General features: G+C 58.5%; 14 protein-coding genes and 2 pseudogenes. 4 read left to right on the top strand and 12 right to left on the bottom strand.

The window, feature by feature from the left end; genetic code table 11:
* Positions 1–555: 555 nt before the first annotated feature.
* Together P0D96_RS46305 and xylB are read left to right on the top strand one after the other, a co-directional pair.
* A complete protein-coding gene (locus tag P0D96_RS46305; protein ID WP_408320884.1) occupies positions 556–1,284 on the top strand; it encodes an SDR family oxidoreductase in 729 nt (242 codons plus the stop codon).
* A gap of 34 nt (positions 1,285–1,318) precedes the next feature.
* Entirely contained in the window at positions 1,319–2,782 is a 1,464-nt protein-coding gene (gene xylB / locus P0D96_RS46300) for a xylulokinase (RefSeq protein ID WP_408320878.1), read from the top strand.
* Positions 2,783–2,867: 85 nt separating this feature from the next.
* Here xylB and P0D96_RS46295 read toward each other — a convergent pair whose 3' ends face one another.
* On the bottom strand, positions 2,868–3,212 hold the full coding sequence (locus P0D96_RS46295) for a hypothetical protein (protein ID WP_408320876.1): 345 nt from the start codon (positions 3,210–3,212) through the stop codon (positions 2,868–2,870).
* A 288-nt stretch (positions 3,213–3,500) separates the two neighbouring features.
* On the opposite strand from P0D96_RS46295, the gene P0D96_RS46290 reads away from it, so the two are divergent.
* On the top strand, positions 3,501–3,860 hold the full coding sequence (locus P0D96_RS46290) for a DUF2442 domain-containing protein (RefSeq protein WP_408320874.1): 360 nt from the start codon (positions 3,501–3,503) through the stop codon (positions 3,858–3,860).
* A gap of 191 nt (positions 3,861–4,051) precedes the next feature.
* On the opposite strand, the gene P0D96_RS46285 is transcribed toward P0D96_RS46290, so the two are convergent.
* The gene (locus P0D96_RS46285) at positions 4,052–4,261 is read right to left on the bottom strand and encodes a hypothetical protein (RefSeq protein WP_408183478.1); all 210 of its coding nucleotides are present in this window, start codon (positions 4,259–4,261) and stop codon (positions 4,052–4,054) included.
* Positions 4,262–4,806: 545 nt separating this feature from the next.
* Here P0D96_RS46285 and P0D96_RS46280 point away from each other — a divergent pair.
* A complete protein-coding gene (locus P0D96_RS46280; RefSeq protein WP_408295481.1) occupies positions 4,807–5,364 on the top strand; it encodes a Uma2 family endonuclease in 558 nt (185 codons plus the stop codon).
* A 240-nt stretch (positions 5,365–5,604) separates the two neighbouring features.
* On the opposite strand, the gene P0D96_RS46275 is transcribed toward P0D96_RS46280, so the two are convergent.
* From P0D96_RS46275 to P0D96_RS46230, 10 genes and pseudogenes are all read right to left on the bottom strand, one after another.
* Positions 5,605–6,030, bottom strand: coding sequence for a VOC family protein (locus tag P0D96_RS46275; protein WP_408320872.1), 426 nt, complete (start codon positions 6,028–6,030; stop codon positions 5,605–5,607).
* A 176-nt stretch (positions 6,031–6,206) separates the two neighbouring features.
* Positions 6,207–6,398: pseudogene (locus P0D96_RS46270) on the bottom strand (response regulator); the annotation flags it as partial.
* Positions 6,399–6,413: 15 nt separating this feature from the next.
* On the bottom strand, positions 6,414–7,343 hold the full coding sequence (locus P0D96_RS46265) for a hybrid sensor histidine kinase/response regulator (protein WP_408320870.1): 930 nt from the start codon (positions 7,341–7,343) through the stop codon (positions 6,414–6,416).
* Positions 7,344–8,153: 810 nt separating this feature from the next.
* Positions 8,154–9,206 carry a hypothetical protein gene (locus P0D96_RS46260; protein WP_408320882.1) on the bottom strand — a complete coding sequence of 351 codons (1,053 nt, stop codon included), beginning with the start codon at positions 9,204–9,206 and terminating at the stop codon, positions 8,154–8,156.
* Positions 9,207–9,231: 25 nt separating this feature from the next.
* Positions 9,232–9,684: a chromate resistance protein ChrB domain-containing protein gene (locus tag P0D96_RS46255; RefSeq protein WP_408320868.1), complete on the bottom strand. Its 453-nt coding sequence runs from the start codon at positions 9,682–9,684 to the stop codon at positions 9,232–9,234.
* Positions 9,681–10,415, bottom strand: coding sequence for a superoxide dismutase (locus P0D96_RS46250; protein ID WP_408291678.1), 735 nt, complete (start codon positions 10,413–10,415; stop codon positions 9,681–9,683). Before P0D96_RS46250 ends, P0D96_RS46255 begins: the two co-directional genes overlap by 4 nt.
* A gap of 37 nt (positions 10,416–10,452) precedes the next feature.
* On the bottom strand, positions 10,453–11,637 hold the full coding sequence (locus tag P0D96_RS46245; RefSeq protein ID WP_408179948.1) for a chromate transporter: 1,185 nt from the start codon (positions 11,635–11,637) through the stop codon (positions 10,453–10,455).
* Positions 11,634–12,611 carry a chromate resistance protein ChrB domain-containing protein gene (locus tag P0D96_RS46240; RefSeq protein ID WP_408320866.1) on the bottom strand — a complete coding sequence of 326 codons (978 nt, stop codon included), beginning with the start codon at positions 12,609–12,611 and terminating at the stop codon, positions 11,634–11,636. Before P0D96_RS46240 ends, P0D96_RS46245 begins: the two co-directional genes overlap by 4 nt.
* Before the next feature lie 213 nt (positions 12,612–12,824).
* Positions 12,825–12,971, bottom strand: a pseudogene (locus P0D96_RS46235) (EamA family transporter); the annotation flags it as partial.
* Positions 12,931–13,152 carry a diguanylate cyclase domain-containing protein gene (locus P0D96_RS46230; RefSeq protein ID WP_408320880.1) on the bottom strand — a complete coding sequence of 74 codons (222 nt, stop codon included), beginning with the start codon at positions 13,150–13,152 and terminating at the stop codon, positions 12,931–12,933. The pseudogene P0D96_RS46235 and the gene P0D96_RS46230, both read right to left, overlap by 41 nt.
* Between the last annotated feature and the right edge of the window lie 16 nt (positions 13,153–13,168).

The following is a 13,168-nucleotide window of genomic DNA, read 5'->3' as shown; positions in this document are numbered from 1 at the left end:
CGACGTCCTGCTCTCAGGCGACCTGTCGACTCATCTCCCGTCTGACCGAACGTAGGCGGGACGAGGGTTGCCGGGCGGCGTTGCCGTCAAGGCCGTAGGAAACGCGGTTGCCCCTGATTTCATGCAAGCTCCCGGGAACTCACTGTCCGGTTGGGTCGGCACCCAGCGGAGGTGTTGTGCTGGTGGAGGGGCATGCCGCGCGAACGCAGGAGTCGGCGGGTCTCGCGTTTAATCGAGCGCACCGTGAGTGTCGGGTTGGTGAACGCCGTTCGCTCGCCGGCCATCGGGGTTTTCCTTCTTGAAATCGCCTTGACAGAGATGCCAACCATATTCGATTATTTGATCATGCAGTGAACATTTGTTCATTTACGACGTTTGTATTGGTCTATTGACGCTGACGCCAATAGCAGCGCGAATGGTGTACCTGCCGGCACAAGCTTTTGTGAAGGGGAAGCCGCATTCGATGTCGCCGACGGGCTCAGCGGGCGATAGGCTGCCTAGGAAGATTGCCACCGGAGCAAGTGCGCGGTGACCGCCAACCAGGAGGATGAGGAAATGGCAGGAGAGCTGAAGGGCAAGGTCGCGGTTGTCACTGGCGCTGCTTCAGGCATTGGGCTGGCCAGCACAGAGGCATTATTGGCGGCAGGTGCCCGCGTTGTGCTCGTCGACCGCGATGATGCTGCACTGACGGCAATTTGCAGGCAACACGGCGACGCGGCGATTCCGCTAGTCGTAGATTTGCTCGACCCGACGGCTTGCTCAACGCTCGTGCCACGCGTGCTAGAAATCGCGGGGCAAATCGATATCCTGCACGCCAACGCCGGCACTTATGTCGGCGGCGACCTCGTGGACGCGGATACGGCAGCGATTGACCGCATGCTGAATCTCAACGTGAACGTGGTGATGAAAAACATTCACGATGTCCTGCCACACATGATAGCCAGACGGACCGGCGATATTATCGTAACCAGCTCACTTGCTGCTCACTTCCCGACGCCCTGGGAGCCGGTCTATGCGTCGTCCAAATGGGCCATTAACTGCTTTGTCCAGACGGTGCGGCGCCAGGTTTTCAAACATGGAATACGCGTTGGCTCCGTCTCGCCCGGACCGGTCGCTAGCGCACTGCTCGCTGACTGGCCGGAGGAAAAACTCAAGGAAGCTAAAGAGTCGGGGAGTCTGCTTGAGCCCAGCGAGGTAGCGGAGGTCATTATGTTCATGCTGACGCGGCAACGTGGTATGACCATCCGTGACGTGGTCCTGATGCCAACCAACTTCGACCTCTAGGCGATATGGGCAAGACGTATCTTGAGTTCAATTAATGTTTCTTGGCATCGACCTCGGCACGACGGAATTGAAGGTCCTCCTGCTGGCCGACGATGGACATGTCGTCGGGACCGCTCGCCATCCGCTGGAAATATCGAGGCCGAGGCACCGATGGTCAGAACAGGACCCAGAGGATTGGTGGCGAGCTACGCGCATTGCGTTAGCGACGCTGCGTAAGAACTATCCCGACGCGTTTGCACGCATACAGGCCATTGGTCTCTCTGGTCAAATGCACGGTGCCGTTCTCCTTGACGCCAATGACCGGCCGCTGCGCCCAGCGATATTGTGGAACGATATGCGCAGCGTCAGCGAATGCACTGAACTCACGGCCCGCGCACCAGGGCTGCATGAAATCGCAGGCAATTGCGCCATGCCAGGGCTCACGGCACCAAAGTTATTATGGGTTGCACGACACGAGCCGGAGCACTTCCGGAAACTGGCGTGCGTCCTGCTGCCGAAGGACTATCTACGTCTGCGTTTGACCGGCTTAAAGCTCACGGACCCATCCGATGCGTCAGGAACCCTTTGGCTCGACGTCGGGCGTCGCGAGTGGTCCGACGTTCTTTTGCAAGCCTGTGACATGACGCGAAAGCAGGTGCCACTGATTGAAGAAGGGAGCCGGGCAGCCGGCGTCGTGCGTCGCAGTATTGCTAGTGAGCTTGGCCTGCCCGCAAATGTGATTGTTGCGGCTGGTGGGGGCGACACGGCGACAAGCGCGCTGGGCGTCGGCGCTGCAGAATCCGGGGATGGATTTCTGTCTCTCGGGACCTCGGGAGTGCTGTCCGTTGTCACCGGGCAGTTTCGGCCGAGCCCGCACCTAGGTGTACACGCGCTCTGCCACTCGATTCCGAACCGGTGGCACCGAACGAGCGTCGTGCTGTCAGCGGCTAGCTGCGTTCGTTGGCTGTGCAACCTCACTTCTGCCGACGAAGCATGTTTGCTAGGTGAGGTCGAGAGTGTCAGTGCGAACCGCCGCGCCAAAGCTCCATTGTTCTTGCCATATCTTTCCGGTGAACGAACACCCCACAATGACCCTTACGCCCAAGGCGTGTTTTGTGGACTTGCTGATTCGACCGACCGCGCCACGCTTGCCTATTCGGTTCTTGAGGGCGTCACGTTTGCTTTGTCGGATGGCCTCGATGCCCTGCGTGCGGATGGCACCCGCGAAACCTCGCTGAGTCTTATCGGTGGCGGTGCACGCAGTACGTTCTGGACGCAGTTGATTGCTGACGCGTTTGGGGTACCGGTACGCCGGCCGCCCGATACACAGTGCATCGCTGCGCTCGGAGCCGCACGTCTCGGCTGGTTAGCGGTTGGCGGCGACTTCGCGGCAGTCGTCTGTACCCCGTCGCTCTCGCAGGAATTCTTTCCTGACGATGAGCGGCATTCGATACTTGTGGAACGGCTAGCGTCGTTCCGAAATCTGTACAGGCAACTGCGGCCGCTTTTCCCAACTTGATATGTAGAGATTTCGGAGCGGAGCAGCGCAGTCGCTGTTGCCCGCGACATGAAAGCAGTTGCTACGGGCGTGAGCTCGAACGTGTTCAGAGCGCGTCCTGGCAAAGCGCCATCATCCTCTGGACCATTGTGCTTGATTCGTTGAGTTCCATCTCGCCGGTGAAGAGGGCGTTCACGCTGGACAGCCGGACTGCGACGCCTGCCTCCAGCAAGTCCTTGCTGGCAATCTTCAGAGCGAGTTGACCGATGCGGACCCTGTCCAGCCAGTCCATCTTCAGCCCATTTTTCTTGAGCCATCGACGGCAGCACTCAACAATATGGTCCACTCGCCATTCGTTGGTCAGCGCGTAGGATGCAGCTCCAATCGCCACCAGTAAACATAGCAAGTCGGGCCGCGCGCTTGCGCGCTCCTCAAATTCAGGTTTGGTCATGTCTATCGGCTTGCCCGCAGCAGTTAAGCAAGCCCAGCACATGTGGGCGAAGACACGCGAATCAACAGGGTCGTCATTCGACCCTTTTTTAAGGGCGCCGGCATGATTGCAAGGACCTGGTCGGAACAGCGATAAAGGGGGCTATTGCCGCGCGGCAACTGCCTTCGCACTTTCAGCAACGGGCGCAAGGTGCGTTGACGAGTTCCTCGTCCCGTCGACCTTTCAGCAACGGTTGGACATGGATACCAGTTCGCGCGGAAGTTAGCGCAATGGGTACTGGGCCGCGACATGGTCTTGAAAAATGAAGAGCTGAATCACTTTGGTCGCGGCACCGCGTTTCGGCATTCTTCCTTGTTTGGCGTCTCGCGGCGACCTATCTTTAAGTTGCTTCTCATCAAGGAGACGGCCATGGACAGCGGGGCGGTAAGCGTGCATTTCGACAGCGGACACCTGTTTCTCGACCTGTCCGACGGCCAGGCCGTTGAATTTCCGTTGGGCTGGTTTCCTGCGCTGCAGGCAGCCACAACAGCGGAGCGAGGGTGTTTTGCCATCTCTTTGGACCGCCAGCAGTTGTACTGGCCGGAACTGCATGAAGAGATGGACGTCACCGCATTGCTGCAGTCCTTGCCAGACCGTACACGGCACTAGGCCTGCCTGGTTCCTGTCGGGCGTTCGACGTTTTTCGTCGAACATGGCGTTACGATTTTTGCGCTTTCGACTTGCCGGTTTGTTTTTTCGGCGGGGCGATGTCGGCGTTCCAGTTCAGCTTCCACAACACTCAACGCCTGCTGGTTCCAGTGTCGACCTAGGAACGAGTCCTACGACCAGGACGGCGCGTGCTATGGCGACTCGATTGCGTCGAGACGCGCCTGGGCCGTCTCATCAGGATGCTGACGCTGATACGCCTCGAACACATGTGAGCAAAGTTGCGCCAATGCAGCAAGATGTACCGCCTGGTCGGCATGCTCTACCTCACCCGCGTTCAGCAAGTCGTCGAGTACAGGAGCGAGACGGCGCAGTTGCCGGAAAGTGGCGTCGTCAAGTTTCATGTTGGGTTTCCTATCTTCGGCCGATACGGCACATGCGGTACAAAGCTGGCTCGCAGCTTTCCTTAAGCCCCTGTCACTGGAGGAAGACGGTGGCCCACCGACTTTTTGAAGTCTATGCCTGGAGGGCATGCATCACATCCCGCGCAGGCCAGATAGCGGCGGCGCGTGCATCCAGGCACGTCCGCCAGTTCTGGTACGCCCCACCGCAACCATTTGCGAGCGGGCGCGGAGTGTTCGAGCTGCACCGTGGCGCTCGATGCTTTGTTTGCAATCGTAAAGCATCAAAACGAGACGCGCGAATTACAGTCTTCGCTCCCGTCGCTGCACTGCACAATAAATCTCAGAATCTAGGTGAATATCGGGCCTCGATTGCCCGCAATATACGGCATGAAGCGTACCGAACAACACTGCCAGTGCGGAAAATCGCATGCCGAGAGCCTCGTTACTACGGTTGGATTTGTGCGACGCACAATAACAAACTAATTGTCAAATCGTCCGGGGAGGGTTTACGCTTAAGCCACTTCCCCGCGAGATGACTCTGGACTATGGCCACGCCTGCTTTTTTGGACCGTGACGAACTGCTCGCCGCCTGGTGTCGCGTCACTCCGAATACAGAATTTGTCGAGCGTTACCGGTATGAACTGGACGAACTCGGCGAGGCTGTTCTGAATCCTTCCCCGTCGGCCAGGCGCCAGATAGTGCTAACAGATGTCTACTGTCACCTCACCGAACACATGGGTCATGGCGCAGCAATGTCGGTGGCCATTTCGACCCGGTCATTTGGCATCAGGGTCCCGGACGTCGTGTGGATGCCGTGTGACAAGTGGGAAGGCTTCGACCGCGACGACCCAGTGCCGTTTGTGCCCGACCTCTGCGTTGAAGTGCTTCTCGATAGCGACAGGGTGCGGGAGATCGACCGCCGGATAGCAAGCTATCTGCAGGGCGGCGCGAGTGAGGTAATCGTTGTGAACCACTTTGGACGGGTTGAATTCTGGGGCGCAAGAGGCCGGCGACCAACTTCAATTTTCGGGATAACACTCCCGCTTGACCGCATGTATTTCGAAGAAAGTGACGTGTCGACTATTCTGAGCGTTCGTTGTTGAGAGCCTAGCATTCAAATGAGGTCCACGCAGGGCGAGCGTCACCAGCGGTTCATCATGGCGACTCGTTCGCTTGAATACTTCGCGCAACGCTCGTTCGCCAAAGCCGTCGAGCAGGCGGTCGTCATTCATGTAGCGCACTGCGCAGGGGCTTAGAAATGGAGACATCCCCGGATGTTCCTGCTCTGGCTCCCCAAGCTGCCAACGCGGTCTGCGGCTAGCAAACCACCGGTCCCATTACGCTCACGGGTGCCGCATCGACGGAGTAATTGTTAGGCCAACCAGCAATCCTTCCGGAGAAAGAAATCGTGTGACCGTCTGACCCCACGGTTCCATCTTGTTCTTGATGAGAATTCGATAGCCTCGCGATTCCAGTTCCGCAGTTGCTCCTTCGACATCTTCGACATCGAATTCGAGCCATGCCTGGGGAACGGGCGTGTCGTCCGGCCAGGAATCTTTGCCAAAGCAGGACTGTGCCGCCTGCTCAAGCGGCCATAAGGCAAAACTCTGAACTCCTTTCAGAGTCTCAGTATGCAGATAACCGCCCGACTCCTCCTTGAATGAGATATTGAACGTCTCCCCGTACAAGTTCCGGCCCGCGATGTTATCGCGGACGATTGGTCCAAACCCGGCAACGAGCAGGATTTTGATACGCTCAAACTCTTGCATGTGAACTCCTCCTTTCGCTGCAGATGCGGCAGGTAGTGGGGTGTGTTTCTGCCCGTTCAGGTCGACGTCCCCCTTGGTTCAGCCGATTTTTTTGTCGCCCTGAACTCATGACCAAGGGCTCACCGACCTTAGACAATGCCCCGCAACTTGCCATCGGCACGATTCACCAGGATGTACTACAGCTTGTCGAGAGAAAGTGGCTTGGTCAGATGGAAATCGAAACCGGCCGCCAGTGCCCTCGACTTGTCGGATTCGGAAGCATAGCCCGTGAGCGCTACGAGCACGACGCCGTCGAATGCGCGATTCAGGCGAACGGTTCGTGCAACTTCGAAGCCGTCCATTTCCGGCATGCCCACATCGATGATTGCAACCTGGGGGGCATTTCAGACATCAGCGCGTATGGCGCCGCGCCCGTTGTCCGACGTTGTTACTTCGTGACCTTCAAGCTCGAGCAAAACGCTCAGCGCCCTGAGCGCATCCTGATTGTCGTCAACAAGCAGGAGACGCGCCGGTTCGGGAGCCGCAGCGGTCGCTCCGGGGGCGCCTGCGTCTGTATTTGCTATGGTCCTGGCTATCGGCAAACGGAGTGTCACAACCGTGCCTTTGCCCACGCCTTCGCTCCTAATTGAGATTGTTCCATGGTGAAGTTCGACCATCCGCTTTGCCACCGCGAGGCCTATTCCCAAGCCCCCTTCGGAACGCGCCTGGCCACGGGCAGACTGCGCAAATAGCTCGAAGACGTGCGGCTTGACTGCGCTGTCGATACCCATGCCGTTATCAGCGACGTCAATAACAACTAACCCGGCTGCTTCGTCGCGCAAGTCGCCTGGCTCGACGCGGACGTTGAGCTCGATGGTGCCTCCGACAGGTGTGTATTTCGCTGCGTTCGAAAGGAGATTGCCCAGCACCTGGCTCAGGCGGACGTGGTCAGCACGCACGGGGACGGGCTCGTCCAGCCCCGTGATTTTGAGTGTGTGCCTGCGGGATGCGATGTGATGTCTGATGGCTGTCACAGCATCAGACACAATGTCGCTGAGTGATGTGTCGCTGTGCTTGATAGCGAGCTTGCCATGTTTCAGACGGGCGGCGTCGAGCAGGTCATCGACCAGAGTCCGCAGATGCCTCATCTGGCGTTGCGCAATAGTCAGGACTTCGACGGCTCTTTCGTTTTCGGCGCAAAGTCGTTTTGCTGCACTTATGGCGCCATCGATTGGCGCCATTGGATTTCGCAACTCGTGGCTGAGCATGGCGATAAACTCGTTGTGTCGTCGGTCGCTCTCTTCACCGCTGTCGCGGGCATTGACGATGGTCAACGCCGAGCCGGCGAAAACGGCGAGGTTTGAGAGGAGTCTGACGTCTTCGAGGTCAAATCTGCATTCCTGTGTGTGACATCACCCATATCGCCCCCAGCTCCGCATTCTCAGCCTTGATTGGAACGACTATGCCTTCCGGTACTTCGACTCCCGGAAACGCGAGGCAATGGAACTGAGCCTGCGGATTGACGAATAGTTGTGGTGTCCCCGCCTCCAGGGTCACAGCGCACGGGCACTCGTCCCATGCTGTCGTATGGCCACGCAGGCCAGCGCAGAGCCCGGCGACCGCGAGCCACCTGAAGACCCGATTGTCATCCGGTCCTTCGGCAAGACTGATGCCTGCGCTCCCGCACGGCACAGTGTCAGAGCCGTGTCCGCGATGGCTTGCAGAAATGCGGAGCGCGGGCCGGCCTGAGTCCGGGCGAGCGCCACAAGCGCTCGGTTCTCGGCCGCGTAATCTGCGGTGCGGACCGGCCTGCGGGCAAGCTCATCCGTTTGACTGGGCGCGCGACTGCTTTGCATGGCTCACAGAGCGACTGGAAAAATAGAGGGGGCTCGGAGGTCGGGATGCCAGGATGCTGCAAGCTCGACCGACGGGCGCCAGAGCGACCTTGTTCACAGCGGCGAATTTCACATGACGGGAGGGGCGGCACAAAGTCAACGAGGGTTCGTACCTGCTTGCTTGCAAGGGCGGCCTCGCTCCACAAACGGTAGCATCTCGAAATTGCTTGTGGCGCATCGTCCTCGAACTGCAAGCGGTAGCTGAATTCAGAAGGCATATAACGCACAAAGCCATTCGCTACATATGTCTCAGCGCACCCCTTGGCTCCTGGGCTCCAGAATGCGAAGCATCGGCCGTCCACCCAAGTTCTTGAGCGGGAAGTAGGAGCGGTGTGTCTCGAGGTCTACCGCTACAACGTGCGCGTTTGGGCCGATATGACCGTCACCCAGTTTTGAGAGCGCACCTGTTTCCACACGAAACATTGAGACAACTCCCGCTTCGCCGGCGACGTACAACAAATGCAGTGGAGGGTCATACGCGAGGACATCCGGGTCCTTTCCGACTTCGAACGATGATGTCGCGCGCATGGTGCGCATGTCGAGAACGATGAGTCGGTCGTTCCCCTCGCACGCGATGATTGCGAGCCGCTGGTTAGCATCTATTAGCAGCCCGTGGTTTCCCTTCGCGCCGGGCACGTCAATCCGCGCAACAATCTGGTCACTGGCCGGGTCGATTTCAATCAGCTGATTGCGCGTTTGTACGTTGACAAAAATGTGCTTTGAGCTTGGGTCATACTGGGTGTTGCCCGCCTCACCGCCAAGCGAGATGGTTGCGACTCGCCGGTTTGATGTCACGTCAATGACCGTCTCCGAGCCACCGGTTTCATCCGAAACATAGAGCTTGCGCGCCTCTGGGGCATAGGCCATCCCGTCCGGGTAGGCGCCGGTCGGGATGCGAGCGGATATTCCAAGCGTCGTCATGTCGATGGCGACCACCTCGTCTTCTCCGGTAGCCGACGCATATACGCGCCCCAGCTCAGGAATTGCCAGCACTCCATGAACCGAACTGACGCCGGCGATGCGTCCGACCACGCGAGACATATTAGTATTAAAGACGACGATTTCACTATCGCCCAGGTGTGCGATAAATAGCAGGTGTCGGGTTGGGTCGAAGCTTTCGTAATCGAAGCGTGTGGTCTTACCGCCAAGCGGAACGTCGGCGACTTTCCGCAGAGGTAGATTGGAGGCTTCGAACGCCTCCTCGGTGTTCGTCGGACCACTTGAAGCAGAGGCAAGTGTGGCAATCGCCAGAGCTGCAACAGCGAAGGTTCGAAGCGTCGATGACCGGCCAGACGGGACCATGTTTTTGTACCAATGCTCTCGCTTTCTACGCTGTGGGCGGCCAATCGTGTTTTTCACTTTGGCAATCGCGACACCACGCATAGAGCGCGTCATACATCACCATGCCATGCGAAAGCATCTCATGGTCGTTCTCAAATATCCGGGAGAGGCCCAAAGACAAGGCAAGCAGTCCCGCAGCCTGAGGGGCCAGGTCGAGGCGCGCCGTATCCGCGCCTCGTACGATTACTGCAAGCGCGGCCAACGCTGGGTCCGACAATTGATATTCCGCCAGGAAAGTGTCGAAACTGCAGAGCTCGCCAACGTGAGTCAGCTTCACGCCAGGGATATCAAACGGTATCGCACCTTCGAGCTCGGCGACGGCCAGCACCTGGTCCGCCGGTACAAAGAGAAATTCCGGCGACTTATCGATGAACCGTTGGACGAGCCAGGGGCAGGCAATACGGTCAATTTTTGGGCGCTCGCGAGTAATCCATTTCATGTCATCCTCCGCGCAGGTAGTGCGGCTTGCATTCTCTGGGCCGCATTATCCCAGTTGATGAGGCTAAACAGCTGATTGACGTAGTCGCCGCGCTTGTTCTGATACTTCAGGTAGTACGCGTGCTCAAACACGTCTAGCACGAGGACGGGCTGAATGCCCCAGGCTGTGAGCTTTTGATGGTTCTCACACTGCAGGACCATGAGCTTTGATGTCGCTGCATGGTAGCCAACGATGCCCCAGCCAGACGCTTCCACAGCAACGGTTGCCGCAACTAGTTGCGCCTTGAACTTCGCGTAGGAGCCGAAATTTTTGTCTATTGCCTTTGCCAAGTCACCCTTCGGCTCGCCACCTTTGCCCGAGACACTGGTCCAATAAATGGTATGCAGGATGTGACTGGACAACTGAAACGCGAGTTCTTTCTCGTAGAATTTCACCAGCGAGAAGTCATTCGACTCGCGAGCTTTTGCCAATCCATCTTCAGCTTTGTTCGCTGCGACTGCCGCCGGCTTATGGTGAAAGTTGTAGTGCAGTTCAACGGTGCGCGCGTCGATGACTGGCTCAAGCGCATCGTAGGCGAATGGCAATGGCGCTGCGACGTATTTGCCGTCCGCGTCCGTGAGCTTGTCTGTGTAACCGGGCTCTTCTGCGGCACGTACAGTTTGTGCCTGGGCCAGCATGATTCCTGCACCAACAGCAGCCGAGTTATGCAGGAAGGTACGACGTGTTGCCATGATTGCTTTCCTTGCAGACTGCGCAAAACGCGCGTTGTTAGATACCGTGAGAATGAATGAGCGGATAAACGACAAGACCAAACAGAGCCGCCGCGACTACGATGAACGGCTCCTGCAATTTCTTGAAGCGCCACAAAAGCAGCACGGTCGCAACGGCCAGCGCCACAGTGGGAATGTCAATGAGCGAACGCTTTGCGATAACCAGTACGGAACCCGTGATGGCGCCGACGGCGGCGGCCGTGATGCCGTCAACGAATGCCTTTACGGCCGGCAACTTTCCGTATTTTTTGAAGTACGGCGCCGGCAAAACCGTGAACAGATAGCAGGGCAGGAAAGTCCCCAGCGCAGCGACACAAGCACCCGAAAAACCCGCCACCAGAAATCCAATGAAGCCGACCGTGATGACGACTGGGCCAGGCGTAATCATCGCGACCGCAACAGCATCGACAAACTGACGGTCATTCAGCCAGTGATGTTCTGTGACCACGCCTCCGTACAGGAACGGCACGATGGCGAGACCGGAGCCGAACACGAACGCGCCGGCCTTGGCGAAGAACAGTCCTATCTGGCCAAGCAGCGGGAGGTCCAGCCCGCTGAGCACGCCGCTCATCGTCGGCAGGTACCCCACAGCAAGTCCATGCACGGAACCTTTGGTGAGCCACTTTGGCGGAGCACGTCTTAGCCACCCGATAACCCCTGCTGCAATGAAGAGCCACGCAATCTCGGACTCCGTGATGAACGTCACGGCGGCCAGCGTCAGGAAAATCGCCCACAGGAGCTTGTCCGCGCCGACTGTCTTTGTTGTCAGCTTGTAGGCGCTCATCGCGATGATGCCGACAACAGCCGCTCCCACGCCGTAGAACACCGCCTGCATCCACGACAGGCCACCAAAGCGTGCATACGCCCAGCCGAGCGCCACCACCATCAGAAACGAAGGGATGACGAAGGCAATTCCCACGAGGGTGGCACCCAGCACCCGAAAGTGCACATATCCAAGATAGATGGCCAGTTGCGCGGCCATCGGTCCCGGCGCCAGTTGCGCCAGTGCTATCCCTTCCTTGTAGTCTTCTTCGCTAATCCAGCCCAGCCGTTCAACGAGGTCGCGGCGCATATAGCCGGCCAGGGCGACCGGGCCACCGAAGCCAATGGTGCCGAGCCGCAGCATGTAGCGGACGAGCTGGCCCAGTGTATAAGTGGGCGCGGCGTGCGTGACTGTGCTCATGGACGTTTCCCGGCGTCAGTATTCCCAGATGCGGCAAAGTGCGCGAGCAGCGAATCGAGGACGTTGCTCATCTCTGCGAGCATTTCGTCGTCGCTCAACGCGCGTGCTTTTGCCCCGGCCATTACCGCTTCGAAGCCGACGGCTTCCGGTACAACCGGGCCACCGATATCGAGCGCGTGCACCAACGCGCCCAGCTTGAGCAGCCCCGGCTCGTCTTCAAGTCCGAAGCTGGCCACCAGCACCTCAAAGGTCACGCGGTCGCCCACGTGCGTAAATGCAGCGCCGTCGAAGTCAAATCCCAGCGCATCTTCCGGGCACTCGCCCGGCGACGCGAGCCACAGAAAGCGTGCCCGCGAATCGATAAAGCGCCGGATGAGCCACGCGCTGGCAACGCGGTCGACCCACAGGCGTTGACGGGTTGCCCAGGTCCGGCCCTGATGGTCTTCGCGATGCAGTACGACAATCGCACCCTCGGCCTGATGAGGTTCCCCCGGCGACAGGACGGTGTTCGCCAACGCAACGAAGTCCTGCCAGGCGGCCTCGGCCCGCGTAGATGCCTCGTTCCGAAAAAAGTCGATGCCTGAAATGGCCTCGAAGTCCTTGCCAACACGGCGCAATAAGCGGGTGATTTCGGCCGGGGAGAGGTCCGACAGGGTTTTTCTTGCATCCGCCAGCAACCGCGCGAAGGCTGCGTACTCGTCGGTTCTATCGAACAGGCACCGAAATTCGGCCTCCTGGTCCGCTCCCCGGCTAGAAGTACGCACGACATGGGCCGCTCCGCCTGCGTCGCCGATGCTTGTTCCGAGCTCCAACAGTTCGGCTTCTGCGGCATCGGTCGCGGGAAGCAGGTAGACGCCGTCCCGTAAGACAGCACAGCCTTTGGCCTTGAGGGCACGCCAGAAGCGCATCCGGGCAGTGGCGTTATCAGTCGGCAGCGTCAGGACGAGGAGGAGCCAATCGTTTAGTGAATTCATGTTGTATACGTTACAACACGGTAGATTACTCTACAAGAACGAATTTCGAGCAAGGGTTGAGACTGGCGGGACTGGAGCGGTGCCGACCTGGAGCCTTTGAAACTGGCTGGAAGAGAATTGGGGGCCAACGGTCCCGATGACGAACCGATGTCCGACGGCCGGCGCAGAATGCACCGGTCGTCGACCTTTCAAAGCGAAGATTCGCTTCCGGTGTCAGTGGATGCGGCGGTGGTGAATATCGGGTAAATGTGCGTGCGTGTGGGTGATAGGCGCGTGTTGATGGAGGTGCGTATGGGGTTCCTCGCCCTCCCACTCAAAATCATACGTGTGCTGATGGTGTTCGTCGTGCCAGTGCCGATGGAGTGCGCCGATGGAAAACCCGGTTTCGTCCAAGACGTTTTGCTTCATACAGCGCTGAGTCAGCTAGCTCCAGCAATTCGCCTGGGTTGATAGCGTCGGCTTCGCTCATGTGTGCGACGCCTATGCTTAACGTAAGAGCGCCAAGAGGACTTCCTTCGTGTGCGACAGCAAGGCCCTCGATATTGGCTCGAATCCGA

It is taken from the genome of Paraburkholderia sp. RL17-347-BIC-D, from assembly GCF_046027915.1.
Classification (GTDB): domain Bacteria; phylum Pseudomonadota; class Gammaproteobacteria; order Burkholderiales; family Burkholderiaceae; genus Paraburkholderia.
This window is presented reverse-complemented; position numbering and strand designations above follow the sequence as displayed.

Excerpts from the sequence above, each read along its gene's own strand:
- P0D96_RS46255 (WP_408320868.1), bottom strand. The coding sequence starts at position 9,684 with ATGAAATGGATTACTCGCGAGCGCCCAAAAATTGACCGTATTGCCTGC.
- P0D96_RS46280 (WP_408295481.1), top strand. The coding sequence starts at position 4,807 with ATGGCCACGCCTGCTTTTTTGGACCGTGACGAACTGCTCGCCGCCTGG.
- xylB (WP_408320878.1), top strand. The coding sequence starts at position 1,319 with ATGTTTCTTGGCATCGACCTCGGCACGACGGAATTGAAGGTCCTCCTG.
- P0D96_RS46285 (WP_408183478.1), bottom strand. The coding sequence starts at position 4,261 with ATGAAACTTGACGACGCCACTTTCCGGCAACTGCGCCGTCTCGCTCCT.
- P0D96_RS46245 (WP_408179948.1), bottom strand. The coding sequence starts at position 11,637 with ATGAGCACAGTCACGCACGCCGCGCCCACTTATACACTGGGCCAGCTC.
- P0D96_RS46250 (WP_408291678.1), bottom strand. The coding sequence starts at position 10,415 with ATGGCAACACGTCGTACCTTCCTGCATAACTCGGCTGCTGTTGGTGCA.
- P0D96_RS46295 (WP_408320876.1), bottom strand. The coding sequence starts at position 3,212 with ATGACCAAACCTGAATTTGAGGAGCGCGCAAGCGCGCGGCCCGACTTG.
- P0D96_RS46290 (WP_408320874.1), top strand. The coding sequence starts at position 3,501 with ATGGTCTTGAAAAATGAAGAGCTGAATCACTTTGGTCGCGGCACCGCG.
- P0D96_RS46240 (WP_408320866.1), bottom strand. The coding sequence starts at position 12,611 with ATGAATTCACTAAACGATTGGCTCCTCCTCGTCCTGACGCTGCCGACT.
- P0D96_RS46275 (WP_408320872.1), bottom strand. The coding sequence starts at position 6,030 with ATGCAAGAGTTTGAGCGTATCAAAATCCTGCTCGTTGCCGGGTTTGGA.
- P0D96_RS46305 (WP_408320884.1), top strand. The coding sequence starts at position 556 with ATGGCAGGAGAGCTGAAGGGCAAGGTCGCGGTTGTCACTGGCGCTGCT.
- P0D96_RS46260 (WP_408320882.1), bottom strand. The coding sequence starts at position 9,206 with ATGGTCCCGTCTGGCCGGTCATCGACGCTTCGAACCTTCGCTGTTGCA.